Below are 3,233 nucleotides of genomic sequence, written 5' to 3'. Positions count from 1 at the left end.
ATCAAATTCAATGAAATCACCAACTCTTATTGTTCGTTCTAAGAGTAATGTCACACCACTGATAAAGTTTTTAGTTATATCCTGTAGTCCAAAACCAATTCCAACCCCTAAGCCACCAGCAATAACGGCTAATGAACCCAATTCAAAGTGATTATTCAGAACAATTACAATGCCTAATATTCCAAATGCGTAACTGATGATTGTAGCGATAACTGCTCGATTAGCTTCGTCAATCCCCATTTGGGGAAGTAGCTCTTGTTTTAGAAAGTTTTTTAGGGTACTAGCCAGAAAAATTACTATCATTAAAGACAGTACTAGCTGTATTATTAATTTAATAGATACTTTAGTATTACCTACTTCAAAAATGGTTAACTTAATTAGATCTAAACCACCTATAAAATATATAATATATACCAATACGATTAAAATTGCATAACTAATTATTTTAGATAAAAATTCTCTTTTATTTGGATCATTAACTAGCTTATTAAGCAGTTTATAATTCAGGAATTTTTTGAAATCTTGAATTATAAATTTAGCAATTAAAAATAAAAAGATTAATTGAAGTATGGTGAAAATAGATACAGGCACTTCTCCTAGTTGGAAGAGAGATTTTTTTAAGAATTTTGGAACTAATTGATCAAGAGGCATAAATAACTGCTTTTCAGCTATGAATCTATATTTATACCACTTAATTTTAGTATTATTTTAGGATTCAGATCTCAGAGTTGCTATTTACCACTTTTCCAGCTGGCAACTCCTAGACCAGTTAAATTCGTTGAACGAGCTACCATGAAGCGCTTTGAGCAACACAACTACTTTTGAGTCAGGCACAAGTAAAAAACCTGACAACAAACCTGACAACAAAGCCTAAAAAGCCATTGCCACACTGACACAATCACTAATCACTACACTAATCAGTACTCAGTACTAGCTTCAAGTTAGCTTCAGAGATTATTACATATTATACCATGTTTGACAATGATGTGACGGTATCTGTCAAATGTAATCATACCACGGTTATGGAGTTCTCCTAGAGTTTTAGTTACTGTGACCCGAGAGGTGCCGATGGCATTAGCTAGATTCTGATGGGTCATGCGCACACTCAAGCGAGTGCCCTCGGGAACTGGCTCCCCCATTTCCTGTTTCAACAAGAATAATAACTGCTGCAAGCGGTCTTCTACTCGGCGCAGTCCAGCGATCGCTAAAAGTGCTTCTGTCTGTTGTATCCTGTGACCTAGCTGATTCAATAGGGAATGAGATAGATGAGGGCACGCTTCCAATTCAATCATCGAAAACCATTTAAGATGCACTTCGGATAAAGCTTGAGCCTGATAGGTGTCTAGAGCAGCCAACCCAATCCGGAAAGAGGTATCGGGCAATGCCCAACCTAGTAGCACTTCCTCTCCATCAAAGTTAATTTTACTGAGTTGAACAATACCTTGACAGACTTGCCAGATCCCAGGTGCAATCAAAGGAATCATTTCCCCCTTTGAATACCAACGCAGCCGCTGTCGCTGTTTTTGTCCGTCTTGGGATATTCCGTGAAAGGCCTTTTGGATTAGAGGCATTGTTTATAAGTTCTGTAGCTTCTAAAGCTCTATTAAACGCTCTTGATAATGGGTAGGCAAAATAGTTTTGGTTTACCGTTGACTGTTTACCGTCCAGGGTTGACCGTACCATATACTTAAGAGTAAACAGTCAACAGCCAGCATCCTAACTTGATTTCTCCCTACTTAGCTTATATTTCTTCTTAACTGACATCAAAAACCTATACCAGGCTTGTGCTGGTTGGTCGTAAAATGTGAAGATATCCCCATAAGCAACTGTTGCATCCTGATGATGAAGCCAATGCTTTTCTGGAGTAGTAATGCACAAGAAGTTGCAAAGGCGCTCTAGGGTCTGGGGAGTTTTCCACTCCATCACAGAAACATGCCTCCAGATCACATGAAGCTCACCCAAGACTAGTCCCAAGATAGTTCCTAGAGGAGAAATCTGCCAGAACCAAGGCACAAACATCAAATAAGGAAAGGCACCTGCGAAACCATCAAGGATTACCAGGGGGTTCTTAGTTAATACAGCATAGTGAATGAAGCTACGATTCTTACTATGGTGTACTATGGCATGGAATTTACCAAAAATGTGCTCAGGGACATGGTACACAAAAGTAGAAAGAAAATCCCCAAGTAGTAGCTGCACTAAAGCAACCAATAATATCTTAATGATAAACACATCTAACTCCTCTTCGTATGCGCTGATCTTAGTCAACAAACGTTAAGGTTTGTCAAAGAAGAGGTTAAACTTAAATTTATTATTTATTGAAGGTATGCTACTCTAGCAATTCTAAATCATTCTTGGACAATAATCGTTATCTTATCTAATAGTTTCAATTAAGCCAATGTTTGAAAATTATGACTTATGACTTCTAGTTTTTCAACTTCATCTAAGTTGTACCACTCCTGAACGACGCGCTACGCTATATAATTTGAATTACTGAATTAATTGATATCCCTTTGCGGTTAATAGTTAATAGTTAATTGTCCCTTAACAATTAAGGAACAACTTTCAATGCTCATTAGTCAAACGAACAGGATATCAATCTGTCTATATATGAGCTATAATTGAATCCAATATCAAGCAGTTTTTTGATTAAAAACCATACTAACTTTAACTAGGGCTTGCTAATTTAATTAGCCATAATTTTAATTAGCTAAATCAAGTCTGTATGGACTTCTCGTTTTAAAAATTACAATTATATCCCACAACTATCAAAGTTTTTTGAGAGGACTGACCCAGTAACGCTACTTTTAGTCCCGTGGCCAGCTAAACATGGTCTAATAGAGAGTAAGAGGAAAAAGGTTAAATGGTAAGAAGAGGAGGATAATTCTAATGCACCAAATTAAGCTGGCTAAGCTAGTAGGAACCCACGGCGTGGGTTCCTACTAAATAAGCGCATTTAGTGCCCAGTTTCAGGTAAGTCCTATTTGAATGACGAATTACCAATTACGAATTACGAATTACCAATTACGAATTACGAATTACCAATTACGAATTACGAATTACCAATTACGAATTACGAATTACCAATTACGAATTACGAATTACCAATTACCAATTACCAATTACCAATTACCAATTACCAATTACCAATTACCAATTACCAATTACCAATTACCAATTACCAATTACCAATTACCAATTACCAATTACCAATTACCAATTACCAATTACCA

General features: G+C 36.6%; 4 protein-coding genes. 1 reads left to right on the top strand and 3 read right to left on the bottom strand.

Annotated elements, in window-relative coordinates:
* From F6K20_RS30835 to F6K20_RS30825, 3 genes are all read right to left on the bottom strand, one after another.
* Positions 1-651, bottom strand: a 651-nt coding sequence (locus F6K20_RS30835) for a mechanosensitive ion channel domain-containing protein (protein WP_287297266.1), incomplete at its 3' end; no start/stop codon positions are given.
* 296 nt (positions 652-947) lie between these two features.
* A complete protein-coding gene (locus tag F6K20_RS30830; protein WP_287297264.1) occupies positions 948-1,571 on the bottom strand; it encodes a Crp/Fnr family transcriptional regulator in 624 nt (207 codons plus the stop codon).
* A 145-nt stretch (positions 1,572-1,716) separates the two neighbouring features.
* Complete coding sequence (locus F6K20_RS30825; RefSeq protein WP_008178542.1) at positions 1,717-2,268, bottom strand: sterol desaturase family protein; 552 nt, start codon at positions 2,266-2,268, stop codon at positions 1,717-1,719.
* Between the two features lie 716 nt (positions 2,269-2,984).
* On the opposite strand from F6K20_RS30825, the gene F6K20_RS30820 reads away from it, so the two are divergent.
* Positions 2,985-3,233, top strand: a 249-nt coding sequence (locus F6K20_RS30820; RefSeq protein WP_287297262.1) for a hypothetical protein, incomplete at its 3' end; no start/stop codon positions are given.

The sequence above is a fragment of the Moorena sp. SIO2C4 genome, from assembly GCF_010672485.1.
GTDB lineage: Bacteria > Cyanobacteriota > Cyanobacteriia > Cyanobacteriales > Coleofasciculaceae > Moorena > Moorena producens.
Note: the sequence above shows the minus strand (reverse complement) of the source record. Positions and strands in the feature narration are given on the sequence as shown.

What these genes read in the sequence shown, in the direction of transcription:
- F6K20_RS30830 (WP_287297264.1), bottom strand. Translation starts at nt 1,571, where the DNA reads ATGCCTCTAATCCAAAAGGCCTTTCACGGAATATCCCAAGACGGACAA.